Consider the following 26,474-nt stretch of genomic DNA (forward strand, 5'->3'; position numbering starts at 1 on the left):
CGTGATCGCCGACAGCCCCGGCAGCGGATCCGTCACCGCCACCCCCGTCAGGGTCGTGTTGCCCGTGTTCCGCAGGGCGAAGTGATACGTGATCACATCTCCCGGCTTCGCCGGCGCCTGCACCCCGGACGCGTCCGCGGTCTTCACCAACGACAGGGATGAACTCTGACCAAGACTCGTGTCCGTCCCCGACACCGGCGGCACCGGAAGCGATCCGCCACCCGGCGGCGTGGCCGCACCGGTCGCGGTATTCACCACATGCCCGGCATCGATATCCGCCGGAGTGAGAGCATAGGTCGCCGTCGCCGTCACCTGCTGCCCCGGGGCGAGCACCCCAGCAGCGCCCGGCCAGGTGTATGTCAGCGCGGACAGACCCGGGAGGGCATCCGTGATGCTCACCCCGGTCAGGGTGGTGTTCCCAGTATTCGTCGCCGTGAATCCGTACCGGACCACATCACCGGGCTGCGCCGGCGACTGCACCCCGGACGCGTCCGCGGTCTTCACCAACGACAACGACGAGCTGCCCTGGTCCAGGCTGGTGTCGGTGCCGGAGGTCGGCGGCACCGGGATCGACCCGCCGCCCGGTGGGGTGGCCGCACCGGTGGCGGTGTTCGTCACATGTCCGGCATCGATATCCGCCTGCTTCAGCGCATATGTCGCCGTCGCGGTCACCTGCTGCCCGGGAGCAAGCACCCCGGCAGCCCCCGGCCACGTGTACGTCAGCGGGGACAGGCCCGGGAGCGCATCCGTGATACTCACGCCGGTGAGGGTGGTGTTGCCGGTATTCGTCGCGGTGAACCCGTAACGGATCAGGTCGCCCGGCTTCGCCGGGGACTGCACCCCAGACACATCCGCCGTCTTCACCAACGACAGGGACGATCCCTGGCCCAGAGCGGTGTCCGTGCCGGAGGTCGGCGGCACCGGAATCGACCCGCCGCCCGGCGGCGTGGCCGCACCGGTGGCCGTGTTCGCCACATGCCCGGCATCGATGTCCGCCTGCTTGATCGCATAGGTGGCGGTTCCGGTCGCTTGCTGCCCCGGGGCGAGCACCCCCGCAGCGCCCGGCCAGGTATAGGTGATCGGGGAGAGACCCGGCAGCGGATCGGTCGCAGCGACCCCGGTCAGGGTCGTGTTCCCCGTGTTCTGCAAGGCGAAGTGATACGTGATCACGTCACCGGCCCTGGCCGGGGACTGCACCCCGGAGGCGTCCGCGGTCTTCACCAGCGACAGGGACGAGGTGCGACCCAGGCTGGTGTCCGTGCCGGAGGTCGGCGGGGTCGGAAGCGAGCCGCCTCCCGGCGGGGTCGCCGCACCGGTGGCGGTGTTCGCTATGTGCCCGGCATCGATGTCGACCTGCTTGAGGGCGTAGGTTGCGGTTCCGGTCACCTGCTGTCCGGGGGCGAGCACGCCGGCAGCGCCCGGCCAGGTGTAGGTGATCGGGGACAGCCCCGGCAGCGGGTCGGTCACCGCGACCCCGGTCAGGGTCGTGTTGCCGGTGTTCGTCGCGGTGAACCCGTACCGGATCAGATCACCGGCCTTCGCCGGAGACTGCACCCCAGACACATCCGCCGTCTTCACCAACGACAGCGACGAGCTGCGACCCAGGCTGGTGTCCGTCCCGGACGTCGGCGGGGTCGGAAGCGATCCGCCGCCCGGCGGGGTCGCCGCACCGGTGGCAGTGTTCGCCACATGCCCGGCATCAATGTCCGCCTGCTTCAGCGCATACGTCGCGGTCGCCGTCACCTTCTGTCCGGGAGTCAGCACCCCGGCCGTGCCGGGCCAGGTGTATGTCAGTGGGGACAGGCCCGGGAGCGCATCCGTGATGCTCACCCCGGTGAGGGTGGTGTTGCCGGTGTTCGTGGCGGTGAACCCGTACCGGATCACATCGCCAGCCTTCGCCGGGGACTGCACCCCAGACACATCCGCGGTCTTCACCAACGACATCGACGAGTTCGAGACCGGGAGAGCGGGAACCGACGCGCAGTTCGGGGCGCACGGTGTCGGGTCGGGAAGATCGGACACCGCGTTCGTGACCACCTGCGGGGAGGTCGTCAACGCGGCGACCTTGAGCACCAGGTGCAGCTGCTTCGACTCGGCATTAGCCAAAGCACCCACCGACCACAGACCGGTCGCCGGGTTGTACGCGCCAGCGGAGTCATCGGACACGTACGTGTACCCGGCAGGGATGGGGTCGGTGAGAACCACACCGGTCGTGTTCGATGGGCCCGTGTTGGTGACCCCGATCGTGAACGTGACGTCATCGCCCAAAGCCGGCGTGGAATTATCCACACTCTTGGTCACCCGCAGATCCGCCGCCTGCCCCGTCACCGGGCCAGGACCCGGCCCACACGTACTCGGACACGGCGTCGGATCCACCGCATCCGACCCGGATGCGGTAATCAGATTCGTCACCGGGGTCGTCGTATCCACCCGGGCCGTCAAAATAAGGTTCCGGGTCTCCCCATTCTGAAGCGTCCCCGCCGACCACACACCCGTAGTGGGGTTATACGAACCATCACCCGAGAACGACACATACGTCAAACCAGCGGGAAGACGATCCGTCACTGTCGTATTCGCAGCAGGCCCCGGCCCGTTATTCGTCACCGTCAAGTGGTAATTGACATTGCTCCCCAACGGCGGAGTCGCCGACCCCACCAGTGTCTTCGATGTCGACAAATCAGCAGGCTGCGCAAACTGAATCACGACCTGCCCATTACCACCCGCGCTCTGGAAAACCCCCTGACCGACCGGGGCGGTGTAGAACGGCTGGGCTGCACCGGCCGACGGTACCGTCACCGACTGTGAACCAAGGGCTCCGTTGGTGCCTCCAGTGCCAGCGCCACCTCCTCCTGCACCCGTTGGGCGGAGGCGGAGGTTATCGCAGCCGCCGCCGCCGCCGCCGTAGGATCCCCCGCCTCCGCCGCCGCCGCCGCCGCCACCACCGGTACCTTCATTCGCACCCGCCCCTCCGCGGTACTGTGTTCCGCCTGTCGGGACAGAGCAGCCGTTGTAAGACAACCCTGGCGAACCCCCCTGAGCTGCGGTGTAGTTCCCCCCGCCACCCCAGGTCAATTGGCCAGACGCCTCCTTGGCGACCGCCCCACCCCCGCCACCACCGGTGTTTCCGTATGTAGAACCCCCGCCACCGCCAGCTGCTCCCAACAGAACAGTGCCAGCTGCGCCGTTCCAGAGAGCAGACATACCACCGCCGCTAGCACCACCGATCGAATTTCCGTCCGTCGACGAAAAGGCGTTTCCGCCGGCCCCGCCGCCACCATAAGTGGCCGCGCCTCCCGGCTGGTTTTTCAGTCCCGGCCGACCTCCCTGGCCGACCATCACAGTGAGAACCTGCCCAGGAGTCACAGCAGTTGCAGTGTCGCGTAGGTAACCGCCCGCACCACCAGATGAAGGAAGCGCAGCCGCGGCGAGATCACCCAGAGAACCACCACCGCCTGCTCCCCATAGGGCGACATAGAGGGACGTGACACCCGCAGGGACCGTGAAAGTCTGGTCCCCACCCGTGTAACTGAACAGCTGACATCCCGTGTACCCCGCCTCCGGCGTACACGCCGTCGCCGCGGCCTCCGCGTTCTGCGCCGTGACCGTACCCCACACCGTCGGTGTCAGGATCGCACCCAACGTCAACGCGGACACCACGACCGCCGCCACCAGCTTCGACCTGCGGTTCCCGCGAGACCGAGTAGCGTCGGCGCGCCCCTTCTTGAGCACGCGGGTGATCAACCCCTCGCCACGCGACTGAGAACTGGTCGCGTGCCCGGCGAGGGCTGTGGAACTGTGGCTGCTGCTAGGCGTACGGTTCATGACTTCTTCTTGGTTCTGCCTAGATCGGATGCTCCCCGTGTCGGATTCGGGTGGGCAGCATCGTTCTGGGCTCGGGCGGTACTAGGGACGTGAAGACAACATGGGCTTCACTGGTACAGACCACTGCCGTCGCCTTTCATGACGCGTTGATGCGAGATTCGATGGAATTCTCGGCGTATGCGGCATCTCGCGATAGACAGTGGTCTTGCCAAGCCCGTGCGCGCGGCGTTCCATAGGACCGACGGCCCAGGAGAGGAGTCGCCATGTCGGCGAGCGAGCTCGAGATGTCCAGCGTCCGGTACCCGTATCGGGACCGGATCTTCCACGTGGAGAAGAAGTCGCCGGGGGTGTGGGTCGTCCTGGACGAATCGCACGCCGAACTGGGGACGCTGGTGCGCGTCGCGGTCGAGGGCGAGGAGCACGAGCCCGTCTTCGGCGCGATCCCGCCCGGCTACACCGAGACGCTGCACGAGGGGTCGGACTGGCGGATGCTGGTCGCCTCCCTCATCAACGAGTCGCTGGACGCCGAGACCGCAGCGACCGGGAACCAGGGCGAGGCATGACCATCCACCTGAACAAGAAGGCCCTCGAGCACGCCAGGAAGCTGGTCGAGCAGGGCAAGGTCGTGCACGACGAGCGCGACGACTGGAGCGAGCACGCTCCCAGCGCGGACGACGAGAACCGCTTCATCGAGAAGAACGGGTGGGACGACTACGCGCTCTGGCACCTCGGCGAGGACCCGGAGAAGTCCGAGGAGACGAAGGGCCGCTTCAGCTTCCCGTACGGCGATTTCTCGAAGGTGCACCGCTGCGCGGTCATCTCGCTGGAGAGCCGGGCGGCGCAGAACGACCACGACGACATCGCCCGAGAGACGAAGCGCCTGCTCGAGCTGATCGACGGGGAGTAGCCCCCGGGATACGATTCCCGGGATGAACGCGACGCTGCGCACGGCGCTCGGCTGGGTCGCCGCCGTGCTGCTCAACGTCGGCGCGTTCCTCGTCGTTGTCGGACTTCTGCTTCCGCGTCCGGGCGGGGACGCCCCGGTGCTCCTGGTGGGCGCGGTCTGCTGCGCGGTCGGACTCGCGGCCGGTGCGGGCTGGCTGGCGGGGCGCGGCCGGCGGTGAGCACGAACAACGGCCCCGCCCTGGGATGAAGAGGGCGGGGCCGTCGAAGCACCGGCGCTGGGCCGGTGGCTGGGTGGGACCGATCAGTCCGGCGGCTCGCTGGCGTCGGTTCCGCTGACCAGGTCCGGGTTGGACGGATGATCGGCCGGGTCGAAGTCGGCGGGCGGGGGTTCCGCGCCCTCGGCGTCGCCACCGGCGTCTGCGGTCGTCACATCCTCTGCTCCTTCGGGCGCGACCCCGGTCTCGCCGGGTTCCGAGACGCCCGACTGGCCGGGCTCGGTCTCCGCCGGCTCCGCGGCCTGGGCGTCGTGGCCGCCGCCCTCCTCGAAACGCTCCGGCTTCTCCTCGGCGGGCACTCCCTCGGAGTCGGTGTTCGGCAGTCCGCTGGTGTCGCTCATGCTTCGCTCCTTCCCGGCAGCCTCACGGCTTGCCCTCTTCGCTGTACGAGGTCGCGGAGTCCGCATCCTCGTCCGCGTCCGCGCCCGCTGCGAGGCGGTCGCCGTCGGGGTCGGCGATCACCTCGTCGAAGAGGCTGCGGTTCCCGCTGGGCTCGACGGCGCCGCCGTCGTCGCCCTCGAGATCACCGGCCAGCCCGTTGGTGGGGTCGGCGCCGGTGATCGGCTCCTGTTCGTCACGCGAATCGGTCATGCGGCACAGAGAACGCCCGGTCCGCCGGACCCGCAAGGGGTTATCGGCGCGGTGAGCCCGGCGTACCGTGAAGACGCTGGATCACATCCAGCAGCGCCACGCGGTACTGCGGGGCGGACTGGTAGTCGGGATGCGTCGCCACCTTCACCAGGTAGCGCGGCGGACCGAACTCGTCGGCGCCGCGGTCCAGATCGTCGGGGCGCCGATCGTCGAGCCGGTAGCTGTTGATCGGGAAGCCCAGGTAGTCCGTGCGCCGCCACAGGTTGACCCAGGCGACGGATCCATCGGGCTGGGTCAGCAGCTCCACCAGCGACGGGTCGTCGGCGTTCGACGGGGTGATCACGACCGGATCGCCGTCTTGGTCGAGCTCGACCTGGCTGAACCACGGGTCGCCCTTGCCGAGCAGCGGACGCCGCGACCCGAGCGTGCCGAGCGCGTCCGGGCCGAAGAGCTCCGGGAAGAAGCGGCCGAAGTAGACGCGAAGCTGGGCTCCGTAGGTGAGCAGGCCCACGTTGCGCAGATGGTCCGCATGGTCCGGTCGCAGGGTGAACAGCGTGGACACGGCGAGCACGGCGCCCAGGCTGTGCGCCGAGAGCACGACGCTGAAGGGGCGGTCGCGGCTGAGCGCCTCATCCTCCTGGTCCTCGCGCCACTGTAACCGCGCGGCGAGGTCGAGTCCCTCCGGGGGCACGAGGTCGTGCGTGAGCCAGTCCGTGACCCGGTCGCGCAATTCGGGGACCACACGCTCGGCGTAGCAAGGCGGACTGAAGGGGTGGCCCGCCCGAGGAAGGAAGCACATGAGGTCCCACATCACGCTGATGGGTCGCTCCTTGGCGGTGAGCGCGTTCTCGACCACCACCGCGAGGATGGCCGCGGCGATGACGACGAGGGCGGGTCCCACCAGCGCGTCGACCGCCCGGAACACAGCGGAGTACGACACGGCCAGAGCGACGACGAATCCGACCGCCAGGAGACCGGCGAGGATGCCGAGGATGGGCTCGCCCCGATGGACGAGCGCCGCGAGCCGCCGAGCCCGGAGGATTTTCAGCGCCAGCCGGTCCGCCGTCGTGCTCGCGTCGATGCGCCCGTCGCGGTAGGCGTCCACCTGTTCGAGCAGCGGGCGGCGCCCGTCGCGCGTCCGCGGGGTGGTGAGGAGCGGCATCCATCGCAGCAGGGAGAGCGCGATGCCGGCCGCGATGAGCGCCAGCGCGAGCGCGATGAAGGGCAGCACGTCACCGAAGTTGGCGTAGACGATCGGAGGGCGAAGCACCTGGTGCGGAGCGGCCGTGACGCATCCGCAGGGCGGGGAGCCGCTGACCAGCCACCCCTCGACGCCGAGCACCAGCAGCGTGGACAGGATCATCGCGGCGCCGAGCGACAGCAGCATGATGATCCCCGGGCCCATCCCGGCCCACCCCTCGGCGCGGAACCGCTCGGGCGGCCCGGAACGACGTCCCGCCCGCGAACGGGGCCACCACCACACGAGGAACAGCTGCAGCGCCGTCAGGACGGCGGCGACGACGAAGAACGGCAGGCGCAGGGGGCCGGGGTGGCCCGCCTCGGTCGTCGGATTCTGGGCGACGCCGGCGAGGAAGGTCAGACCGGCGACGGTCATCAGCGTGATCGAGAGCCAGTGCGGCACGCCGCGGCGCCAGCCGAGTGCCGAGATGCAGATGGCGACGAGCACGCCCAGGATGATGGACGGCGCGGTCGCGAGCCCGAGGAACGCGTCGCGCCCGGACACGTCGTACTGTCCGCCGAACCACAGCGACGCTCCCACGAACACGTACACGACGACCGCTCCCACGAGGATCCACGCCGTCACGGTCCCGGTGCGGCGGAGGCGGTCGCGCAGGTACTCGTTGACCGGCCCCTCACCGGGGTTGGTCGTCTCGGCGAGCACGCCGACGCACGCGATCGCCACCGCGAGTCCTGCGGCGGCCACGATCCCGCCGACGAGGATGGGCAGGTCGCGCGTCTGCGCGGCGCCGCCCAGGCACTCCCCGGAGACGAAGGTCTGCAGCTTGGCGCAGGCCTTCACGCCGGCGAACATCCGGTCCCAGGCGAGGAGCAGCGCGATCAGCAGGAAGGCGGCGGCGAGGTGCAGCCGCTCCGTCGGCGATCCCACGCGGGCCGTCCGCCAGAAGCCCTCGGAGGCGAGGGGACGGAGGCGGCGGTCGCCGTCGGCCTCCCGCCCACGCCCGCCCATCCGCTCGGCCGCGTCGAAGATCGCGGCCTCGTAGCGGGTGCGGGCCCGCTTCGAGACGACGAAGAGCAGCAGCACCCCCGCGATCGGGACCAGCGAGAGCAAGGCGAGCTGCGGTCCGCGCCAGCTGAGGGGAGGGAGGCTGAAGAAGTCGGCGAAGCCGCCCGGAAGCGCGGTGCAGGCGGTGCCGGTGATGCACTGCACTCCGAGATCCAGGCTGACGGAGCCGAGCGCGCAGACGTAGAGCAGCGTCAGGCCGAGGGCGAAGATCCGCAAGGACGCGCCGCCGACCCCCGATTCCCATTCCCCGCCCGGCCGCTGGGTCGGGATGCGCCGCGTCCAGTACGCCGTGTTGGCGAGTCCGAACGGGGCGAGGAGCAGCCACGCCAGCTGGACGAACAGCTGGCCGATGAACAGCAGGGGGCCCGATCCGTAACGGGCCAGCCGTCCCCAGGAGTACGCCTCGGTGCGCACATCCGGTGGCGGGACGGCCGGATCGATCGTGCCGGGGGCGTCATCCGGGTCGCGGTCGGGCTCGTCCTGTTTCGGGGCCCACCAGAAGCCGCCGTTCTCGTCGCCCTGGGTCTGCCGCAGCTCGCTCTGCTCGCGCCCGAGGATCTCGGTCGGCGGCGTGTTCTTGATGCCGTGGATGCGCAGCTCCAGGACGTGATGCGGCCACACGTCCGGCTGTGCGTCTTCGCTCATGGGTCCGCCCATCGTCGTCACGACGCGCGCAGACTACTCCGTGGTGCGCGTGCGCGGCTACGGCTGGTCCACCTGTAGCCCTGGACGGCGGTACGGCGTAATGTCCGTCGTATGAGCAACCTAGAGCAGCCGATCGGCGACGCACGCGACAACCTCGAGGGCAGCTACACCGAGGCCGACGGCGAGGCGCCGCACGAGCGCACGGTCCACGGCCAGTACACGGAGACGGACGGCGTCGGCCCCGAGACGGCGACCGAGGGAACGTACACGGACTCGGATGAGCCCGTCGACGCACCCGAGGGCGAGTACACCGAGGGCGACTACGACGAGCCGTGAGCCGCTAGCCGGCGGGTGCGACTAGCCGCGTCCACACGGCGTTAGCGGAGGGCATCGCGGACGATGTTATCCGCCGCTACCTCCCTCGCGCGCAGAGACTCGGCGCGTCGCATCGCAACTCCTCCCTTCCACGCAAGCGCGCTGTCGAGCTGAGGAGGGAGGAGGGTTACGCGCAGGTCGCCAACGCCGGTCAGGCGTAGCGCTTGCGCGCCTTCTCGGCCTGCGCCTGGGCCTTCTTGCGCGCCTTCTTGACGTCGGGCGAGTTCCAGAAAGAGGTCACCGCGCCGGTGATCTGCTCGTAGCGCTCGCGACCTGCGCGTGCGCCGAGGAGGTACGCCGCCGCGACGGCGAGGAGGATGACGAGAGTCTTGGGTCGCATGTCCCGACGGTATACCTCAGGCCGCGGTCTGCGAAGGTCCGTACACGAGCCTGTGGATGAGTGCGTGGAGCGGTCCGGCGAGGAACAGCAGGAACAGCCAGAACATGTTCACGGCCGGAATCAGGACCGCGAGGACCAGGGCCAGCGCCATGAGGATGAGCTCGGCGATGCCGGCCGTCCGGTCGATCGTCGCGCGGCCTTCCTCGGTCATCAGTTCGGGATGCCGCCAAAGCTGCATCCCGATCAGGCGCATCGCGAGGGATGCGACGATCATGTTGCCGATGTACAGCGCGTACACGTCGGGACGTTCGCCTGCGCCGTTGGACAGCACGTTGGCACTGAACGGGATGGTCACGATCGCCAGCAGCCAGAGGAAGTTGTACCAGACCATCGCGCCGTCGTAGGAGCTCACCGCCTCGAAGACGCGGTGGTGGACCACCCAGAACCGGGCGATCACCGCGAACGAGATCACGAACGCCAGGATCTCCCAGAAGTTCTCCGCGACGAAGTCGCCGAAGCTCTGGCGCCCGATCTGCGATGCCGCATCCACCAGGGGCAGGATGAGCAGCGTGATCGCGATCGCGACCGTCGCATCGGAGAAGTTGACGAGCCGGTCAAGCCCGCGCTCGGTCCTGATCGGCGCCATGCGGACATTCTGCCGCACCGGTCAGCTGAGCAGGCCGAGTTCCGGGGCGCGGCGCACTCTCACGGCCGGTCGGCCACGACCCACTCCGGCCGCAGCCGCTCGACACCGTCGAGGATGAGGTCGAGCCCGGTCTCGAACTCCTCGTCGTAGTCGTACCCGGCGCTGCCCAGCTCGGAGACGACCTCCAGCAGGTGCGGGAACATCGCCGCGAGCTCGGGGGGCGTGGCCTCGAGCTTCTCGGCGGCGGCCTCGCCGGACTCCTCCGCCGTCGCGAACGGCAGCGTCTTCTCCTGCAGCGCGAAGCCGTAGACGTAGGCGTCGAGCATCGACGTGACGTGGACGGTCGTCCGGAACGAGAAGCCGGCCCGGCGCAGACAGCCCATCATCGCGTCGTGCTGCCGGAGGTTGGCGAAGCCGGGACGCATCCGCCCCTCCATCAGGCCGACGGCCCAGCGGTGGCGCAGCATCGCGGCGCGCAGCGAGATCGAGCGGCGGCGCATCGCGTCACGCCACGGCAGCTCCGGATCGGGCGCGTCCACCTCGGTCCAGACGCTGTCGACCATGCCGTCGATCAGCTCCTCCTTGTTCGCCACGTGCTTGTACAGCGCCATCGGGACGACGCCGAGCTGCTGGGCGAGCGTCCGCATGCTGAGGCCGTCCAGGCCGTCGGCGTCGGCGAGTTCGACGGCGGTCCGGACGACGCGCTCGACGGTCAGCGTCCGGCGCGGCGCCGACGAGGGGCTTGACATGGTGTACAGCGTACACCTATCGTCGGATGCAGCAGGTGTACGCCGTACACCTCACCCCGAAAGGACCCGACCATGGACGACGACCGTCGCCGCTCCCTCGCCACCGGCGTGCTCTTCCTCCTCACGTTCGCCACGTCCATCCCGGGCGCGCTGCTCTATGGACCGGTCCTCAGCGATCCGGACTTCGTCACCCGCCATGCCGGGTCGGGAGCGGTGCTCGCCGGTGCGCTGCTCGAGATCGCGCTGATCATCGCCAACCTGGGTACCGCGCTCGTTCTCTACCCGGTGCTGCGGCGAACGACCCCGTCGCTCGCGCTCGCGTACGTCGTCGCCCGCGTCATGGAGTCGACGCTGATCGCCGTCGGCATCCTGAGCCTGCTCACCGTGGTCACCCTGCAGCAGGACGGCGTCCCCGGTGCCGGCCCGGTCGCGGCCGCGCTCGTGGCGCTGCACGGCTGGACCTTCCTGCTGGGCCCCGGCTTCGTCGTAGGGCTGGGCAACGGCCTGATCCTCGGCTGCGCGTTGTACCGCTCCGGCCTGGTCCCGCGCGGCTGGGCGGTGCTCGGGATGGTCGCCGGTCCGCTGGTGTCGCTGTCCGGCGTCGCGGTGCTGCTCGGCGCGTACGGCCAGGTGTCGCCGTGGTCGGCGCTGCTCACGCTGCCGGAGGTGGTGTGGGAGCTGTTCCTCGGCGTCTACCTCACGGTGCACGGCTTCCGCCGGACCGCGGCGAGCGCCGCAGCGACGGTCAGAGCCCGAGCGACTTCTTGATCAGCGCCTCGGCGTCGTCGGTGCCCGCGGCCCGCTCGGTCGCCTCCTGGTTGGCCTCGGTGACCGCCTTGACGACCTCGTCGCGCTGGATGCGGATGCCGCGCGGCGCGTCGATGCCGATGCGGACGCCGTCCCCACGCGCATCGAGGATCGTCACGACGATGTCGTCGCCGATGAGCACCCGCTCCCCCGCCTTGCGCGTCAGTACCAGCATCGTCCCAGCCTATCCGGCGGGCGGCGCCTCCAGCCAGAGGACGGGCAGACCGAGGGCGTGGACGGAGTCGGGCGAGACGGTGAGGGAGGCGCCGGTCGCGACGACCGCGTCCACCGCGAGCACCGCATCCACGGCCCCCACCCACAGCGCGCTGTCGTCGTGCTTACGCGAGACGTCGACCACGACCCAGACCTGATCCGGGGCGGTGGCGGCGAGGTGGGCCGCGAGGTCGGAGACGGATGCGGGGCTCGGGAGCGAGAAGGCGGCGACGATCGGGATCTCGCGACGGACGCCGTCCGCGCGGGCGGCGAGGGCGTCGCGCCGGTCGGCCACGGACTGCACCTCGGCGTTCGCGTCGGCGGACGCGGCGAGGACGCGCGCGGCCTCGTGCACCTCGGCGCCCAGGCCGACGACCAGGGTGAGGTCGCCGCGGCCGCGAAGGCGCGCCGGCGGCGGTCCGACCGGGCGGGGCGGCTCGGGGAGCACCTGATCGAATGGCGACGTCTGCTCACCACTCGGCTCGGATTCGAGCCACGACTCACCACTCGCCAGGGTGGGAGCAGGGGCGGCAGCTGGGACGGACTCACCGGACGGAACGGACCCCACCAGCTCTGGCGCATCCACCGCGCGCACCAGGTCGTCCAGAACCGCCTGGAAGGCCAGCGATGACGTCGACACCGCCGGCAGCACCTCCTCCTCGGCGCCGCCGCCCAGCCACTCAGGCCGCGATCGACTCCGCACCGCGGACCACCCCCACGGTCTCGATGGCGGCCTGCACGGCCGTCACCTCCTGGTACGACAGCACCGCCAATCCGGCGATCTGCCTGGCGACCAGCCGCCGGATCGCCGGACGCAGCGCCGGTGCGCACACCAGCACCGCCGTCACTCCGGCGTCGTCGAGCCGGCCCGCCGTGTCCCGGATGGACGCGAGCACCGCCTCCAGCCGCACCGGGTCGAGGACGATCTGGGTCCCGTTCTCCGACGGCCGCAGCCCCTCGAGCATCGACTGCTCCAGGCCCGGGTCGATCATGATGACGCGCAGCGTCCCGGCATCGATGTGCGGCGCGACGACCGCCGGTCCGAGCGCCGAGCGCGCCGCCTCCACGAGCCCTTCCGGGTCGTTCGACAGCTTCGCCCGCAGGGTCAGCGCCTCGAGGATGCGCGGCAGGTCGTTGATCGGCACCTGCTCCGCGAGCAGCCCCTGCAGCACCCGCTGCACCTCGGCGAGCGACAGCAGGTTCGGGATCAGCTCCTCCACCGCGGGCGGGTTCACCTGCTTGACGCCCTCGGTGAGGAGGCGGACGTCCTCGCGCGTGAGCAGGCGGCCGGCGTTCGTGGTGATGATCGACGACAGGTGCGTGATCAGCACGGAGACGCGGTCGATCACCGTCGCCCCGCCCAGCTCGGCGCTGTGCCGCATCTCGGAGGGGATCCACTTCGCGGGCAGCCCGAACACCGGCTCCACCGTCGGCGTGCCCGGGAGGTTGTCGAGCGCGTCGCCGAGCGCGAGCACGCGGCCGGAGGGCGCCTGGCCGCGTCCGGCCTCCACACCCGCGATCTTGATGACGTAGGTCGCGGGCGGCAGCTCGGCGCTGTCGCGCGTGCGCACGGGCGGGACGATGATGCCGAGCTCCAGCGCGATCTTCCGCCGCAGCGCCCGCACCCGCGCGAGGAGGTCGTCGGACGCGCCGCTCACGATGTCGACCAGGTCCGGCGCAAGCGTGATCTCGAGCGCGTGGACGCGCATCTGCTCGATGAGGTCTTCCGTGGTCTCGCTCTTCGTGGCCGTGGCGACCGCGTTCTTCGCCGCCTCCGCCTTCTTCTGGGCGGCCTGCGCGGTCTTGATGCGCTGCGAGGCGAGGATGAGGAACGCCCCGACGAGCACGAACGGGATGATCGGCATGCCGGGGATGAGCGCCAGCACGATGGCGGCGCATCCCGCGATCATCAGCGCGTTGCGCGACTGGCTCAGCTGGTTGCTCGCGGTCGTGCCCATCTCGGACTCGGCGTTGGACCGGGTGACGATCATGCCGGTCGACACCGCCATGAGGAGCGCCGGGATCTGCGACACCAGGCCGTCGCCGATGGTGAGCAGCGTGTAGTGGCTCACTGCGTCGCCGATGTCCATGCCGCGCTGGATCATGCCGATCGCGATGCCGCCGACGACGTTGATGACGATGATGAGGATGCCGGCGATCGCGTCGCCCTTGACGAACTTCGAGGCGCCGTCCATCGCGCCGTAGAAGTCCGCCTCCGCCGACACCTCCGCGCGGCGGGCGCGCGCCTGCTCCTCGGTGATGAGGCCCGCGTTCAGGTCGGCGTCGATCGCCATCTGCTTGCCCGGCATCGCGTCGAGCGTGAACCGCGCGCCGACTTCGGCAACGCGCTCGGCGCCCTTGGTGACGACGATGAACTGGATGACGACCAGGATGAGGAAGACGACGGCGCCGATGATGATCGACCCGCCCACAGCGACGTGCCCGAACGCTTGGATGACCTGCCCGGCGAATCCATCACCGAGCACCAGGCGCGTGGACGCGACGTTGAGTCCGAGCCGGAACAGCGTCGCGACGAGCAGCAGCGACGGGAAGACGGAGAAGTCGAGCGGCTTCTTGACGAACATCGTGGTCAGCAGAATGACCAGCGCCAGCATGATGTTGACGATGATGAGCAGGTCGAGCAGCCACGCGGGCACCGGCACGACCAGCAGCATGACGATGCCGACGACGCCGATCGGCACCGCGATCTTCCCGGCCAGTCCCTTGTTCTGCTTCACGACAGCCCTCCCAGCTGGGGTCGCATGGTGTGGATTCCGGCGGACGAGCCGCGCTTCTTGAGCGACATCACGAAGGCGAGCACCCGCGCCACCGCGTTGTAGAGCTCGACCGGGATCTCGTCCCCGATGTCGCACCCGGCGTGCAGGGCTCGCGCGAGCGGGATGTCCTTGACGATCGGCACCCGCTCCTCCTCCGCCTTCTCGCGGATGCGCAGCGCGATGGCGCCCGCGCCCTTCGCGACGACGCGCGGCGCCGACTTGCCCGGCTCGTACTTCACGGCGACGGCGATGTGGGTCGGGTTCACGAGCACCACATCCGAGCCTCCGATCGCGGCGATCATGCGGTTACGGCTCATCGCGAGCTGGCGCGAGCGCCGCTGCGAGCGCACCAGCGGGTCGCCCTCGGTGTTCTTGTTCTCGTCGCGGACTTCCTGCTTGCTCATGCGCGTGTGCTTGCGGTTACGGCGCATCACCACGAGCACGTCGAGCCCGGCCAGAACGAGACCGGCGCCGACCGCCGCCTGCAGCAGCCCCGCGGTGCCACCGGATGCGGCCGAGAGCAGCGACGCGAGCGGCATGGAGCCGGAGGTCAGCAGCACCGGCATCAGCCCCTGCACGACGAGATACAGCCCGATCGCGACGACCGCCGACTTGAGCAGGGTCTTCGCACCCTCCCAGAGCGCGCGCATCCCGAACACCCGACCGAGACCCTGGACGAGGTTGAACTGCTCGTACTTGCCCTCGAGCTTCTTGAAGTGGATGCCGCCCTGCACCGCCGCCGCACCCACCACGGCGAGCGCCCCCACCGCGAGCAGCGGTCCGATGGTCGCCATGATGCTGCCGAAGCCGTCGCCGAGGGCTGCCACCGCCTTCGCCGGGTCCGGGCTCTCGATCACCGAGCGCACCGAAAACAGCTGGTCGATCGCCGCGGTGGCCCCCTGCTGCATCGTGAAGGGGAGCATGACCGCGGCGGCGCCGACGCCGACCCAGGCGGTGAGGTCCATCGACTTGGAGAGGCGGCCCTTGGAGCGGGCCTCCTTCATCCGCTTGTCGGTCGCCTTCTCGGTGCGTTCCTGCGCGTCGCTCATCGGCCCACCCCCAGCATGGTCTTGACGGCGGTGTCGGTGAGTCCGGAGACGACGCCGGGCAGCGCGACGAACACGATCGCCGAGAGCACGACGGTCAGCATGATCTTGAGCGGGAACCCGAGCGAGAACGCGTTGAGCGCGGGGGCGACGCGGGTCAGGAGGCCGAGCCCGACGTCCGCCAGGAACAGCACCACGATGAGCGGCCCGGCGATCTGCAGGGCCGCGAGGAACATCTGGGTCACCCCGTTCACCATCTCCTTCGCCGGGTCGGCCATGCTGAGCCCGGTGGCGAGCGGGATGGCGTCGAACGACCGCACCAGGCCGCCGATGATGAGCTGGTAGCCGCCGGACGCGAACAGCAGCGCGAGCGCGGTGAGTTGGAACATGCGGGTGAACTGCGCGCCGTTGATCATGGCCTGCGGGTCGAACGCCTGCGCGAGCTGGAAGCCGCCGAACAGGTCGATGAAGCTGCCCGCCGACTGGATGGCCGCGAACACCAGGAAGACGAGGAACCCGAGCGTCGCCCCCACGGCGAGCTCGCGCACCAGGTCGAGTAGGAACGCTCCCGTGTCACCGGAGTGGTAGCCGGCGCCGACACGCGGGGCGACCGCGACAGCCAGGCCGATCGCGAGCATCCCCTTCACCTGCGCCGGGAACCCGTTGTAGGAGAACGGCGGCGCGATCACCAGGAAGGCCACCATGCGCAGGGATGCGAGCGCGATAGCCTCTATGGCCGCGAGGTCGATGGGGATGTTCATCACCCACCGCCCAGCAGCAGCGGGATCTTGTCGAACAGAACGTGCGTGAAGGAGACCAGCTCGGAGATCATCCACTGGCCGCAGATGATGAGCGCCACCGCGACCGCGGCGGCCTTCGGCACGAACGAGAGCGTGACCTCCTGGATCTGCGTGATGGACTGCACGAGCGAGATCGCGAAGCCGACGACGAGCGCCGTGATGACGATCGGAGCGGCCAGCTTCGCGGTGACCATGAGGCCCTGCATGGCGATGTCGAGGACGGCGGCCGGGTTCATCCGCTGCTCCCGTAACTCGTGATGAGGCTCTGGATGATGAGCCCCCATCCGTCGACCAGCACGAACAGCAGGATCTTGAACGGCAGCGAGATCATCACGGGCGGGAGCATCATCATGCCCATCGACATCAGCGCGGCGGACACGACCATGTCGATGACGAGGAACGGCACGAAGATGACGAAGCCGATGATGAACGCGGCCCGCAACTCCGAGATCATGAACGCCGGGATCAGCGTGAGCATCGGGACGCTGCTCATCGTGCTCGGGTTCGGGCGCCCGGCGGCGCGCGTCATGAGCGCGATGTCCTCCTCGCGCGTGTGCGCGGCCATGAAGTGCCGGAGCGGTCCCTCTGCGGCCTGGACCGCGCCGGTGAAATCGATGTGGCCGGCCAGGTAGGGCTGCACGGCCGAGTTGTTGATGTCCACCAGCACCGGGCTCATGATGAACAGGCTCAGGAACAGGGCGAGGCCGGCGAGCACCTGGTTCGGCGGGATGGACGGCAGCGCGAGCGCGTTCCGCGTGATCGCGAGCACCACGAAGATCTTGGTGAACGACGACATCATCAGCAGCAGCGCGGGCGCCACCGACAGGACGGTGATGCCGACGAGCGTGAGGATCGCCGCGTTCGGCGTGCCGTTCGGTCCGTTGATGTCGACGGTGATCCCGCCGGTGCCGCCGGGACCGGCCGGCCCGGACGGAGTGGGGACCGGCGTCGGGACGGCGTGGGCGGCGTTCGCGCCGAGCAGCACGATCGCGACGGCGACCACGGCCACGAGCGCGCCGGCGACGGCCAGACGGGGAAGCCTCCCCGTTCCCGCCGTCACTTCTTGGGCCGCACCGCCGAACTCGCCTGCCGCCAGGTGGCCGGGGACAGGATCGAGCCTTTGAGTGCCTCGTCGAAGAGCGAGGCGCGTCCCTGCGCCGTGAGGAAGTCGGCATCCTGCCTGGTGGTCGTGGTGGTGCTGATGGTGCTGCTCGCGGATGCGTCGTCCGTCCCGGTGCGGACCTCGGTCTGCACCTCGGCCGGGGCCTCGGGCACGCGGACGAGCGGGGTGACGTCCGCGTCCTGCGGACGGTCGGAGGTGTGGAGCACTGACACCTGACGCTCGGTCACGCCGAGCACGAACCGGTTGCCGTCCACATCCACGACGACCACCGACGCCTTCGGTCCGACGCCCTGCCAGCCGACGACGGTCACCGCGTTGCCGCGGCGCCTCCGCGCGGAGGTGCGGCCCTTGGTGACGCGACGCTGCACGAACCACAGCAGCGCCACCATCACGCCCAGCACGACGAGCACGCGCAGGGCGATGAACAGGGTCTCCACGAACCGCTCTATCGGCCGGTGCGGCCGAGCCGTTAGTCCGTTCCCACACGCGAAGTGCAGCTTGTCGCGCACTCCTTCGGCGCGTCGTCCGCAGTTACCTGCACTTCGCGGGAGGTGGGAGAAGCGTGACAGGCTGGATGCGTGGACATCGAGCTGGCGCGCATCCCGGCGGGCACCGTGCAGCTGCACGACGCGCGGCTCAAGCGGCGCTGGACCGTCGAGCTGGAGCCGTTCGAGCTCGGTGTCTTCGCCGTCACGGAGGCGGACGTCGCCGAGCTGATCGGCGAGCCGTCGACACACCCCCGGCGCCCGGCGACCGGCATCAGCTGGCAGCGCGCCGTCCGGCTGTGCAACGCCGCCTCGGAGTGGGAGGGATTCGACCCGGCGTACACGTTCGACGGCGAGGACGTCACCTGGCACGTGGACGCGGACGGCTACCGGCTGCCGACCGAGGCGGAGTGGGAATTCGCCTGTCGCGCTGGATCCACCGGACCCCACTACGGCCCGCTGACGGAGGTCGCCTGGACGAGCGCCGACGGGCTGAGCGCGCCGGCGGACGTCGGCCTGCGCCTGCCCAACCTGAACGGCCTGTTCGACACGCTCGGCAACGTATGGGAGTGGTGCTGGGACCTCCTCGACCCCGACGACGACAGCGACGACCGGGTCTTTCGTGGCGGGGGTTTTGCCGACGACGCCTGGAGCGTGCGGGCATCCGTCCGCCGCGGTGGCCGTCCGCGGTCGCAGCAGCCGGATGTCGGGGTGCGGTTCGCGCGCGGCGCGCGGGAGTGATGAGCCGGGTCAGTCCAGGTCTTCGGCGGTGTCGAGGATCTTCGTGATCCGCACCGCGTAGTCCTGGTCGACGACCACGATCTCGCCGTGCGCGATCAGGCGGCCGTTGAGGAGCACGTCCGCGGGCGAGCCGGCGGAGCGGTCCAGCTCGATGACCGCGCCCGGCTCCATCGCCAGCACGTCGCGGACCGCCATGCGGGTGCGGCCGATCTCGACCGTGAGCGCCATCTCCACGTTGCTGATGCGCGCCAGCTTGCCGCCGAGCGCGCCGACGCCGGGTCGCTCGGCCACAGCCGCTCGGCCACGGAGCGCGAACCAGCCCGCGACCCCAGCAGGTCCGGAGAGCGCGAAGACGGTGGTGGCCGGGTCCGCGAACAGCGCCGCGGCGTCCTCCGCGCGGGCGTCGTCCAGCACGCCGGCGCCGAGGGTGTCGCTCGCCGCCTCGAGGGCCGGCTGGAGCACGTCCTGAAGCGCGACGACCGGCGAGCCGTCCGCGCCCTCATCGACCAGCTGCGGCGCCTCCAGCAGCACCACGGCCAGGTCGGCGGAGACCGCGCCGACGAAGGTCGCGACGACCGCCTGCACGCCGACGGGCACATCCGAGCCCTGGGCGATGAGAGGGGACAGCGGCGTGCCGGTCGGGAGCACGCGGGCGAGTGCGTCGGCGGCCGCCTGCGCCTGGCCGAGGGAGAGTCCGGAGGCGTTGGCGATGCTGGTCATGCTCATGGTTCAGTCCTCTGTGTCGATGATCACGCAGGCGAGACGGGAACCGCTCGAGCCGAGGGCGGCCGAGGCGACGGTCTGTCCGCCGACGGTGAGGTCGAAGGGTCGGTGCTGCGGATGCGGCAGCGGAAGGAGGTCGCCCACCGACAGCCCGAGCACCACGCTCGGGCGGACGGTCGCGGGGGCGAGCCTCAGGGCCACCCCCACCGGGACGTGCGCGAGCTGGGCGTCGACCAGCTCTCGGGCGTTCTCGGTGCTGTGGGTGGGATTGGTCTCGCCGAGCTGCGGCAGCAGCGCCACGGCCGGGATCGCGACGGTCGCGCGCGCCGTGTTCTCGCCCACACGGAGCTCGAAGCCGGCGACGATCATCAGCTCGTTGGTGGCCGCGGCCTGCGCGAACTGCGAGTTGTACTGGATGGCGTCCACGCCGATCGCGGTGGTCAGCAGCGAGCCGAGCGAGTAATGCAGGTCCTCCAGCGCGTCGTCCATCAGCCGCCGCACCAGCGCGTGCTCGATCTGGGTGAAGGTGCGCTCGTGGTCGACGGGCGTGCCCTGTCCGCCGAGCATCGCGTTCACCCAGGACAGGGCGGCGATCGTCGGGAACTGGATGACGGCCTTCGGCACGACGTTCTCCAGCTCGCACAGCACCATCGCGGTCGTGGCCGGCAGTGATGCCGCGTACTCGTCGTACGTCTGCATCTGCACGGTGTCGCACTCGACCTGGCTGAGCACGCGGACCTTGGCGGTCAGCTGCGTGCCCCACTGCCGCGCGAACGTCTCGAACGCCAGCTCCAGCACCCGCGAATGCTCACGCGCGAGCGTGGTCGGCCGCCGGAAGTCGTAGACGGGCGCCACGGGGGCGTCCGGCGCGGGGGCCTGCAAGATGGTCACGGATGGGTCTATCGGCAGGTGCGCCCATCCCGTTAGGCATCGCGCGAGGATACCCGGTCCCCCTAACGACCGACCGCGGCACGCCGATAGTGGGCTCGTGACGGCTCACCCGGAGCCGAGACCAGGATTCGCGCCCATGATCGTCGTCACCCGACTGAACGACACCCAGTTCGCGGTCAACCCCGACCTCATCGAGCGCATCCACGCCAGTCCGGACACCACTCTCGTCATGGTCGACGGGGCGAAGTTCATCGTCACCGAGTCCATGTCCGAAGTGATCGAGAAGATCGCCGCGTACCGGGCGCGTGTGATCGCACTCGCCCACGACCTCCCCGCCGCCGGCCCGCGCCCCGTGCCCGCGCCGCCGCTGGGGCTCGTGACGCTGACCGGGCTGGAAGACGACGAAGCGGTTCAGGCTCACCCCGAGGCCCTCCCCGTGCCCCTCCGAGCAAGGAAGAAGTAATGGACCCGGCAACCATCATCGGCATCATCCTCGCGTTCGGCTCCGTCGTCGCGATGGTGACGATGGAGGGCGCGCACCTCAGCTCGCTCCTCCTCCCCGCCCCCATGGTGCTCGTCTTCGGCGCGACCATCGCGGTCGGCATCGCGAGCGGCACGATCAAGGACTTCCTGACCGCGGCCAAGTCGCTCCCCCGCGCGTTCCGCGGCAAGATCGAGCCGCCGCAGCAGGTGATCGACCAGGTCGTCGGGCTCGCCGAGAAGGCACGCGCCAATGGACTCCTCGCCATGGAGCAGGAGGCGGAGAACGTCGACGACCCCTTCCTGAAGCGCGCGCTGCAGAACATCGCCGACGGCACCGACGGCGACGAGCTGCGCGTGCTGCTGGAGGACGAGATCGCCACCCGCTCGAAGAAGGACCGTGTCGCGGCAAAGTTCTTCAGCGCCCTGGGCGGCTACGCCCCCACGATCGGCATCATCGGAACCGTCGTCTCGCTCACCCACGTGCTCGAGAACCTCGCCGACCCGGGCGAGCTCGGCCCGATGATCGCGAGCGCCTTCGTCGCCACGCTGTGGGGTCTGCTGTCGGCCAACTTCCTGTGGCTGCCGCTCGGCGCGCGCCTGCGCCGGCTCTCTGAGCTGGACGTCGAGCGCATGAACCTGCTGATGGAGGGTGTGCTCGCCGTGCAGTCCGGAAGCCAGCCCCGCCTCCTCGGCGAGCGCCTGCGCGCGATGATCCCGGGTGGCGACGCCGACAAGTCCGGCGCGAAGCCCGCGAAGGCGGCTCGCCGGTCGAAGGATCCCGTCGAGGAAGCCGCCTGACATGTCCGCCCGCCGTCGGAAGAAGCACGAGGAGCCTGAGGAGCACGAGAACGAGGAGCGCTGGATGGCCTCCTACATGGACATGGTCACCGTGCTCATGTGCATGTTCATCGTGCTGTTCGCCATGTCGACGGTGGATGCGAAGAAGTTCGAGCAGCTCAAGGACTCCCTGGCGACGGGCTTCGGGCAGGTCAAGACGCAGAAGGTCGACACCGCCAAGGGCGTCGTCGTGCCCCCGAAGCACGTCGACGAGTCGGGCAAGTCGACCGAGTTCGCGCTCGCGCAGCAGGAGGCGCAGAACCTCAAGCACTTGAAGGACCAGATCCAGGCCGCCCTCACCCGCGACGGGCTGCAGGACGCCGTGGAGCTGAAGATCGACTCCCGCGGCCTGACCATCGGCCTGGTCGGCAACTCCACCTTCTTCGACTCGAACCGCGCGGAGCTGAGCGCACGCGCGGTCGCCGTCCTCAACGACATCGGCCCGGTGCTCGCGCCAGCGTCGTACGACGTTTCGGTGGAGGGTCACGCCGACCTCCGCCAGCCGGGGGCGCCCTATCCCACCAACTGGGAGCTATCGGCCGGACGCGCCACCAGCGTCCTGCGCCACCTGGTCGAGGCGAACGGCTTCCCCCAGAACCGGATCGCCGCGGTCAGCTTCGGCTCGGCGCGCCCGGTCGACGGCTTCACGGGCACGACCGACAACGACTTCGCCCAGAACCGGCGCGTGGATGTCGTGGTGCTGTCGGCGCAGGCCGACGACGTCCGCAAGCTGATCCCGCAGGCGCTGCAGTCGCCTGAGCCGGGGACCGCGCCGGCGTCGGCGGCGGGGAACGGCTGAGCGTCCGCGAGGATCAGCCCAGGGAGACGGCCGTCCAGGAGACGGGCGGGAGCTCAAGGGTGAGGGTGCCGTCGGCGAGGTCGGCTCGCGGGGTGGCGCGCAGGCCGACGCGCGTCTGGTCGTCGATCGTGTTCTTGGCGTAGACGTCGTCATCCCAGAGCGACAGCGCTTCGCGGACGCTCGCGACGCCGAGGTCGCGGACGTCCACGGTCACGGTCTGCGTCTCGGTGAGGCTGCGGTTCACGACGAACAGCGCGGCGGAGCCGGTGGCCTGGTCGAAGGTCGCGACCGCATCCACGACGTCGGCCGCGCCGTACACCGCGCTCTCGTAGGTACCGGTCGCGATGGACGGACGCAGCATCTCGCCGGCGGCGAGGCGGCTGGTCACCGAGAACGGGAAGAACGTCGTCTGCCGCCAGGCATCTCCTCCGGGCTCGGTCATGATCGGCGCGATCACGTTGACGAGCTGGGCGAGGGATGCGCTGGTCACCCGGTCGTGGTTCTTCAGCAGCGTGATGAGCAGGTTGCCGAGCACGACCGCGTCGGCGACCGAGTAGACGTCCTCCAGCTGACGCGGGGCGTAGCGCCACTCGTCGTTGACCTCCTCCGAGGCCTGGTGCTCGTCGAGATACCAGATGTTCCACTCGTCGAACGAGATCTGGATGCGCTTCTTGTTCTTGAGCTTGTTGCCGACGTGATCGGCCGTGCTGACCACGGTGTCGATGAAGTACTGCATGTCCACCGAGGAGGCGAGGAACGAGGCGAGGTCGCCACCGCGCTCCTGGTAGTAGGCGTGCGCCGAGATGTAGTCGACGTGGTCGTAGGAGTGCTCGAGCACCGTGCGCTCCCAGTCGCCGAAGGTCGGCATCCCGGAGCCGGAGGAGCCGCAGACCACGAGCTCGAGGTCCTTGTCGGCCATCTTCATCGCGGCGGCGGTGCGGGCGGCGAGCTTCCCGTAGTCGTCGGCGGTCATATAGCCGGTCTGCCAGGGGCCGTCCATCTCGTTGCCGAGGCACCACATGCGGATGTCGTGCGGCTCGGGCGTTCCGTTCGCGATGCGCTGGTCGCTCAGTGCGGTTCCCGACGGGTGGTTGGCGTACTCGAGCAGGTCGAGCGCGGCCTCGATGCCGCGCGTGCCCAGGTTGACGGCGAGCATCAGCTCCGAGCCGGTCAGCTTCAGCCACCGCGAGAACTCGTCGAGGCCGACCTGGTTCGACTCCAAGGAGTGCCAGGCGAGGTCGCGGCGGACCGGCCGCTTGTCGCGCGGGCCGACCGAGTCCTCCCAGCGGAAGCCGGAGACGAAGTTGCCTCCCGGGTAGCGGATCGTGGTGGAGCCGAGCTCGCGCACGAGGTCGACCACGTCGAGGCGGAAGCCGTCCTCGTTGGCGGTCGGGTGACCGGGCTCGTAGATGCCGTCGTAGACGCAACGTCCCAGGTGCTCGACGAACGAGCCGAAGATGCGGCGGTTGAGGGCCGCCACGCGCGCGGACCGGTCGAGGGCGATGTGCGTCTCGGACATGCGACTCCTGTCGGTACAACGTTGTATTACAACGATGTACATCCTCTGATACCGCGACGGACGCTGTCAAACCGCGGCGGGCCGGACGTGCGGACTTCGTTCACCGCAGAGCCGCCGGGCGCACCCGCACGGGCGCCAGCCAGGCGGAGACGATCACCGCGGTGATCGCGCCGGCCGCCATGATCGCCGCGAGCACGACCACCTGGAACCGTCCGGCCTCCAGGGGCGACACTCCGCCGAAGATCGCGCCGACGAACGCTCCAGGTAGGGTCACGAGGCCGGTCGTCTTCGTCTGGTCGACGGACGGGATGAGCGCGGAGTACACCGCGGTGCGCGCCTGCTCCAGCGTCGACTGCCGGGGCGTCGCCCCGAGCGCGAGCCAGCCCTCCACCTCGTCCCAGTGGTCGCCCACCGCCTCGGTGAACCGGCGTCCGGCGAGCGTCGCGATGCTCATGGAGTTGCCGATGACGATGCCGCCGATCGCGAGCGCGTACCGGGCGTTGAAGGCGATCGCCCCGGTGAGGAAGACGACCGAGAACGACACGATCACGCCGGTCGCCATCGCGGTGGCCATCATGAGCGCGTGCTCTCGCGACCATCCGATCCGGTGGGTGGCGGTGGCTGCGGCGACCGAGAACATGACGAGCAGCGCGAGCGCCACCCACAGCGGGTCGGTGATGACACCCGCGAGAATGACGCTGATGATCGCGAGCTGCGCGGCCCCGCGCAGGATGGCGAGCGCCGGCGCCCACCGGTGCGGGACGCGGTACACGGCCAGTACGCCGACCGCGACCAGCGCGAGCACGGCCACGCCGAGCACGGTCGGCGCGAGTTCTCGCAGAATGGGCACTCTCCGAGCCTAGAACCTGCGCCGATCCGCTCCGCGAAGTGCAGGTCGTCGTGGTGTGACACGGCGTGTCGACCGCAACGACCTGCACTTCGGCGGAGGGAGGTCAGCGCTTGAGGTTGGTGAGCTCCTGAAGGACCTCGTCGGAGGTGGTGATGATGCGGGCGTTCGCCTGGAAGCCGCGCTGCGCGACGATCAGGTTCGTGAACTCCTGCGACAGGTCGACGTTCGACATCTCGAGCGAGCCGCCCTGGAGCTGGCCGAGGCCGTCTTCGCCTGGTCCGCCGAGCTGGGCCGCGCCGGAGTTGACGGTCGCGCGGTAGGTCGATCCGCCGGCCTTCTCGAGGCCGCCCGGGTTGACGAAGGTCGCCAGCGCGATGCGGCCGACGGCCTGCTTGTCGCCGTTCGAGAACAGGCCGGTGATGGTGCCGTCCTTGTCCAAGGTGAAGGACTCGAGGGTCCCCGCGGCACGGCCGTTCTGGTCCTTGAAGGCGACGCTGGTGATGCCGGAGTAGCCGGTCACCGAGCCGAGGTTCACCCCGACGCCGCCGACGGTGAGCGCCCCGCCGCCGGTGAGGACGCCGTTCGTGAAGGTGAGCGACGTGTTGCCGGTGGCGCCGGCCGCGTCCGTGCCTGCCACATCCCAGCCCGCTGCGGTCTTCGTGAAGGTGAGCGTGAGCTTGCGGGCGGTGCCGTTGGCGTCGAACACGGACACGTCGCGCACCAGCTGGTCGCCGTTGGCGGCGTCCGACGGGAGGTTGCCGGTCACGTTCGCCGTCGTGGTCGCCGACGCCGGCGTGACGGCCTTGAGCGGGATGGTGATGTCGCTGAGCGCGCCGCCCTGCTGGACCACGCCGTTCACCGCGTTCCAGCCCTGCAGGATCGCGCCGCCGGGACCGACCAAGCGGCCGAGGGAGTCCGGGTCGAGCGAGCCGGCGCGCGTGTACACGGTCTCGCCGCCGACCTTCATCACGAAGAAGCCGTCGCCGTTGATCATCATGTCGGTGGAGCGCCCCGTCGCCTGCGCCGCGCCCTGTGTGAAGTTGGTCGAGATGCCGGCGACCAGCACGCCGAGGCCGATCTGGGCCGGGTTGGTTCCGCCCGTCTCGGCCTGTGCGCCGCCGGCGCCCTTGACCAGCTGGGACAGCGTGTCCTGGAACTGCACGGCCGACGACTTGAACGCCGTGGTGTTGACGTTCGCGATGTTGTTGCCCGTGACGTCGAGCATGGTCTGGTGCGAGCGGAGGCCGGAGATTCCGGAGTAGAGCGAGCGGAGCATGGGTGGTTCCTTTCGTGAGGAAGAGCGTGAGGATCAGGCGGTCGGCGCCGGGGTGCTTGCGGGGGTGACGACGCCGAGGATGGCGTCGAGCGCGATCTTCTGGTCGCCGATGCTGACGATCGGGACCGATCCCGCGTACGAGACGGAGGAGGCGACGCCGGTCTGGGTGTCGCCGTTCTTGTCGAGGTAGCTCACGGTGTGGCCGATGAGGGCCGCCGCGGCCTGCCGCATCTGCAGGGCGAAGCCCTCCTGCGCGGTCGTGTCCATGCTGGTGAGCTTCTCCATCGTCGCCAGCTGGGTGGTCTGCGAGATCATCTGGTTGGTGTCCATCGGCGAGCTCGGGTCCTGGTTGCGCAGCTGCGTGACGAGCAGCTGCATGAACGCCTCGCTGTCGAGCGACTGCTTCGGCGTTCGCGTGGGTGCGGTGGAGTAGATGCCGCCCGTGGAGGCGGTATCGGCTCCGGTGATGGGGTCGACGGCCACGGTGAC

At 69.8% G+C, this 26,474-nt stretch carries 30 protein-coding genes and 1 pseudogene; 9 read left to right on the forward strand and 22 right to left on the reverse strand.

Translation table 11 applies throughout. The annotated features are described in order from the left end of the window. Positions 1-2,301, reverse strand: a 2,301-nt coding sequence (locus AB0P25_RS07055) for a DUF11 domain-containing protein (RefSeq protein WP_363808030.1), incomplete at its 3' end; no start/stop codon positions are given. A gap of 72 nt (positions 2,302-2,373) precedes the next feature. Next, positions 2,374-3,336 (reverse strand): annotated as a pseudogene (locus tag AB0P25_RS07060) (DUF11 domain-containing protein); the annotation flags it as partial. Positions 3,337-4,085: 749 nt separating this feature from the next. On the opposite strand from AB0P25_RS07060, the gene AB0P25_RS07065 reads away from it, so the two are divergent. The 3 genes from AB0P25_RS07065 to AB0P25_RS07075 are packed head-to-tail and all read left to right on the forward strand — an operon-like array spanning position 4,086 to position 4,946. Next, positions 4,086-4,385: a hypothetical protein gene (locus tag AB0P25_RS07065; protein ID WP_363806307.1), complete on the forward strand. Its 300-nt coding sequence runs from the start codon at positions 4,086-4,088 to the stop codon at positions 4,383-4,385. Then, positions 4,382-4,729, forward strand: coding sequence for a hypothetical protein (locus AB0P25_RS07070; RefSeq protein WP_363806308.1), 348 nt, complete (start codon positions 4,382-4,384; stop codon positions 4,727-4,729). The genes AB0P25_RS07065 and AB0P25_RS07070 overlap by 4 nt, the downstream gene beginning before the upstream one ends. A gap of 22 nt (positions 4,730-4,751) precedes the next feature. Next, a complete protein-coding gene (locus AB0P25_RS07075) occupies positions 4,752-4,946 on the forward strand; it encodes a hypothetical protein (RefSeq protein WP_363806309.1) in 195 nt (64 codons plus the stop codon). Between the two features lie 83 nt (positions 4,947-5,029). Here AB0P25_RS07075 and AB0P25_RS07080 read toward each other — a convergent pair whose 3' ends face one another. From AB0P25_RS07080 to AB0P25_RS07090, 3 genes are read right to left on the reverse strand one after another with little or no spacing between them, the layout of a single operon-like run. Then, positions 5,030-5,344 (reverse strand): hypothetical protein, encoded by a 315-nt coding sequence (locus AB0P25_RS07080; protein ID WP_363806310.1) that lies wholly within the window; start codon positions 5,342-5,344, stop codon positions 5,030-5,032. A 22-nt stretch (positions 5,345-5,366) separates the two neighbouring features. Further along, positions 5,367-5,594 (reverse strand): hypothetical protein, encoded by a 228-nt coding sequence (locus AB0P25_RS07085; protein WP_363806311.1) that lies wholly within the window; start codon positions 5,592-5,594, stop codon positions 5,367-5,369. 40 nt (positions 5,595-5,634) lie between these two features. Then, the gene (locus AB0P25_RS07090; RefSeq protein WP_363806312.1) at positions 5,635-8,505 is read right to left on the reverse strand and encodes a hypothetical protein; all 2,871 of its coding nucleotides are present in this window, start codon (positions 8,503-8,505) and stop codon (positions 5,635-5,637) included. 111 nt (positions 8,506-8,616) lie between these two features. On the opposite strand from AB0P25_RS07090, the gene AB0P25_RS07095 reads away from it, so the two are divergent. Next, the gene (locus AB0P25_RS07095) at positions 8,617-8,841 is read left to right on the forward strand and encodes a hypothetical protein (RefSeq protein ID WP_363806313.1); all 225 of its coding nucleotides are present in this window, start codon (positions 8,617-8,619) and stop codon (positions 8,839-8,841) included. Positions 8,842-9,031: 190 nt separating this feature from the next. Here AB0P25_RS07095 and AB0P25_RS07100 read toward each other — a convergent pair whose 3' ends face one another. Genes AB0P25_RS07100 through AB0P25_RS07110 form a run of 3 tightly spaced genes read right to left on the reverse strand, consistent with a single transcriptional unit; the run spans position 9,032 to position 10,615 of the window. Next, the gene (locus AB0P25_RS07100; RefSeq protein ID WP_363806314.1) at positions 9,032-9,220 is read right to left on the reverse strand and encodes a hypothetical protein; all 189 of its coding nucleotides are present in this window, start codon (positions 9,218-9,220) and stop codon (positions 9,032-9,034) included. Positions 9,221-9,236: 16 nt separating this feature from the next. Then, a complete protein-coding gene (locus AB0P25_RS07105; RefSeq protein ID WP_363806315.1) occupies positions 9,237-9,866 on the reverse strand; it encodes a TMEM175 family protein in 630 nt (209 codons plus the stop codon). A 59-nt stretch (positions 9,867-9,925) separates the two neighbouring features. After that, a complete protein-coding gene (locus AB0P25_RS07110; protein ID WP_363806316.1) occupies positions 9,926-10,615 on the reverse strand; it encodes a TetR/AcrR family transcriptional regulator in 690 nt (229 codons plus the stop codon). Positions 10,616-10,687: 72 nt separating this feature from the next. On the opposite strand from AB0P25_RS07110, the gene AB0P25_RS07115 reads away from it, so the two are divergent. Beyond that, entirely contained in the window at positions 10,688-11,383 is a 696-nt protein-coding gene (locus AB0P25_RS07115) for a DUF4386 domain-containing protein (RefSeq protein WP_363806317.1), read from the forward strand. Here AB0P25_RS07115 and csrA read toward each other — a convergent pair. Genes csrA through AB0P25_RS07155 form a run of 8 tightly spaced genes read right to left on the reverse strand, consistent with a single transcriptional unit; the run spans position 11,361 to position 17,818 of the window. Next, complete coding sequence (gene csrA / locus AB0P25_RS07120) at positions 11,361-11,597, reverse strand: carbon storage regulator CsrA (RefSeq protein ID WP_064110384.1); 237 nt, start codon at positions 11,595-11,597, stop codon at positions 11,361-11,363. The genes AB0P25_RS07115 and csrA overlap by 23 nt on opposite strands. Before the next feature lie 9 nt (positions 11,598-11,606). Continuing rightward, complete coding sequence (locus tag AB0P25_RS07125) at positions 11,607-12,338, reverse strand: hypothetical protein (protein ID WP_363806319.1); 732 nt, start codon at positions 12,336-12,338, stop codon at positions 11,607-11,609. Then, positions 12,316-14,373 (reverse strand): flagellar biosynthesis protein FlhA, encoded by a 2,058-nt coding sequence (gene flhA / locus AB0P25_RS07130; RefSeq protein WP_363806320.1) that lies wholly within the window; start codon positions 14,371-14,373, stop codon positions 12,316-12,318. The genes AB0P25_RS07125 and flhA overlap by 23 nt, the downstream gene beginning before the upstream one ends. Then, positions 14,370-15,461 (reverse strand): EscU/YscU/HrcU family type III secretion system export apparatus switch protein, encoded by a 1,092-nt coding sequence (locus AB0P25_RS07135; protein ID WP_363806321.1) that lies wholly within the window; start codon positions 15,459-15,461, stop codon positions 14,370-14,372. The genes flhA and AB0P25_RS07135 overlap by 4 nt, the downstream gene beginning before the upstream one ends. Next, positions 15,458-16,219 (reverse strand): flagellar biosynthetic protein FliR, encoded by a 762-nt coding sequence (locus tag AB0P25_RS07140; protein ID WP_363806323.1) that lies wholly within the window; start codon positions 16,217-16,219, stop codon positions 15,458-15,460. The genes AB0P25_RS07135 and AB0P25_RS07140 overlap by 4 nt, the downstream gene beginning before the upstream one ends. Continuing rightward, positions 16,219-16,494: a flagellar biosynthetic protein FliQ gene (locus tag AB0P25_RS07145; RefSeq protein WP_363806324.1), complete on the reverse strand. Its 276-nt coding sequence runs from the start codon at positions 16,492-16,494 to the stop codon at positions 16,219-16,221. The genes AB0P25_RS07140 and AB0P25_RS07145 overlap by 1 nt, the downstream gene beginning before the upstream one ends. Beyond that, a complete protein-coding gene (gene fliP, locus AB0P25_RS07150) occupies positions 16,491-17,318 on the reverse strand; it encodes a flagellar type III secretion system pore protein FliP (RefSeq protein ID WP_363806325.1) in 828 nt (275 codons plus the stop codon). Before fliP ends, AB0P25_RS07145 begins: the two co-directional genes overlap by 4 nt. Then, positions 17,315-17,818 (reverse strand): flagellar biosynthetic protein FliO, encoded by a 504-nt coding sequence (locus AB0P25_RS07155; protein WP_363806326.1) that lies wholly within the window; start codon positions 17,816-17,818, stop codon positions 17,315-17,317. Before AB0P25_RS07155 ends, fliP begins: the two co-directional genes overlap by 4 nt. Before the next feature lie 141 nt (positions 17,819-17,959). On the opposite strand from AB0P25_RS07155, the gene AB0P25_RS07160 reads away from it, so the two are divergent. After that, complete coding sequence (locus AB0P25_RS07160) at positions 17,960-18,607, forward strand: SUMF1/EgtB/PvdO family nonheme iron enzyme (RefSeq protein WP_363806327.1); 648 nt, start codon at positions 17,960-17,962, stop codon at positions 18,605-18,607. A 9-nt stretch (positions 18,608-18,616) separates the two neighbouring features. Here the strand turns inward: AB0P25_RS07160 and fliN are convergent, their stop codons facing one another. Further along, the gene (fliN, locus tag AB0P25_RS07165; protein WP_363806328.1) at positions 18,617-19,333 is read right to left on the reverse strand and encodes a flagellar motor switch protein FliN; all 717 of its coding nucleotides are present in this window, start codon (positions 19,331-19,333) and stop codon (positions 18,617-18,619) included. A gap of 3 nt (positions 19,334-19,336) precedes the next feature. Then, a complete protein-coding gene (locus AB0P25_RS07170; RefSeq protein ID WP_363806329.1) occupies positions 19,337-20,221 on the reverse strand; it encodes a flagellar motor switch protein FliM in 885 nt (294 codons plus the stop codon). Between the two features lie 136 nt (positions 20,222-20,357). Between AB0P25_RS07170 and AB0P25_RS07175 the strand changes: the two genes are divergently transcribed. The 3 genes from AB0P25_RS07175 to AB0P25_RS07185 are packed head-to-tail and all read left to right on the forward strand — an operon-like array spanning position 20,358 to position 22,340. After that, positions 20,358-20,684 (forward strand): flagellar FlbD family protein, encoded by a 327-nt coding sequence (locus AB0P25_RS07175; RefSeq protein ID WP_363806331.1) that lies wholly within the window; start codon positions 20,358-20,360, stop codon positions 20,682-20,684. Continuing rightward, positions 20,684-21,502, forward strand: a complete 819-nt coding sequence (locus AB0P25_RS07180; RefSeq protein ID WP_363806332.1) for a MotA/TolQ/ExbB proton channel family protein — start codon at positions 20,684-20,686, stop codon at positions 21,500-21,502. Before AB0P25_RS07175 ends, AB0P25_RS07180 begins: the two co-directional genes overlap by 1 nt. A 1-nt stretch (position 21,503) precedes the next feature. Next, entirely contained in the window at positions 21,504-22,340 is an 837-nt protein-coding gene (locus tag AB0P25_RS07185) for a flagellar motor protein MotB (protein ID WP_363806333.1), read from the forward strand. A 13-nt stretch (positions 22,341-22,353) separates the two neighbouring features. Here AB0P25_RS07185 and AB0P25_RS07190 read toward each other — a convergent pair whose 3' ends face one another. The 4 genes from AB0P25_RS07190 to AB0P25_RS07205 all read right to left on the reverse strand — a co-directional run bounded on the left by AB0P25_RS07190 (position 22,354) and on the right by AB0P25_RS07205 (position 26,468). Further along, positions 22,354-23,859 carry an alpha-N-arabinofuranosidase gene (locus AB0P25_RS07190; RefSeq protein WP_363806334.1) on the reverse strand — a complete coding sequence of 502 codons (1,506 nt, stop codon included), beginning with the start codon at positions 23,857-23,859 and terminating at the stop codon, positions 22,354-22,356. Between the two features lie 100 nt (positions 23,860-23,959). Further along, a complete protein-coding gene (locus AB0P25_RS07195) occupies positions 23,960-24,709 on the reverse strand; it encodes an ABC transporter permease (protein ID WP_363806335.1) in 750 nt (249 codons plus the stop codon). A 103-nt stretch (positions 24,710-24,812) separates the two neighbouring features. Next, the gene (locus tag AB0P25_RS07200) at positions 24,813-25,985 is read right to left on the reverse strand and encodes a flagellar hook protein FlgE (protein WP_363806336.1); all 1,173 of its coding nucleotides are present in this window, start codon (positions 25,983-25,985) and stop codon (positions 24,813-24,815) included. A gap of 33 nt (positions 25,986-26,018) precedes the next feature. Further along, positions 26,019-26,468, reverse strand: coding sequence for a flagellar hook capping FlgD N-terminal domain-containing protein (locus tag AB0P25_RS07205; protein ID WP_363806337.1), 450 nt, complete (start codon positions 26,466-26,468; stop codon positions 26,019-26,021). Positions 26,469-26,474 lie beyond the last annotated feature (6 nt).

It is taken from the genome of Leifsonia sp. NPDC077715, assembly GCF_040686855.1.
Lineage (GTDB): Bacteria > Actinomycetota > Actinomycetes > Actinomycetales > Microbacteriaceae > Leifsonia.